The sequence below is a fragment of the Pseudodesulfovibrio sp. JC047 genome (genome assembly GCF_010468615.1).
Lineage (GTDB): Bacteria > Desulfobacterota > Desulfovibrionia > Desulfovibrionales > Desulfovibrionaceae > Pseudodesulfovibrio.
Window position 1 is genome coordinate 1 of the sequence record NZ_WUEH01000105.1, and the last position, 370, is coordinate 370.

Consider the following 370-nt stretch of genomic DNA (forward strand, 5'->3'; position numbering starts at 1 on the left):
TGCATGTATATTTACTTGTTTTCATAAGAACAGAACAAACTATATATGAAGGAAAACAAAAAAAAACTGGTCCCCGTAAAAATAACTATAATAATGATAAGGATAATTAATTTAATAAATATGTCGCTATTGCTTAATGGTAAAGCAGAACACTGTTAATGTTTAGATAGAGGTTCGATTCCTCTTAGTGACTAATATAAAAATATTCTAACTTAAATAATAGTTTGAGCCGGATTTATTTCTTAAAATAATAGCCAGGAACAGCCAATCAATCTTAATTATTGTTCTTGTTATAACTTTATCTTGTTATTCCCTTTTACCAGGGAAAGCCTTTTGCTATTTTTTCTTTAACTATTACTCCTTATTCCCT

The 370-nt window shown here is 27.6% G+C and carries 1 tRNA gene; it reads left to right on the top strand.

Annotated features, from left to right (window positions below):
* Positions 1 to 122: 122 nt before the first annotated feature.
* Positions 123 to 193 (top strand) — tRNA-Asn (locus GO013_RS16810).
* Positions 194 to 370: the final 177 nt, after the last annotated feature.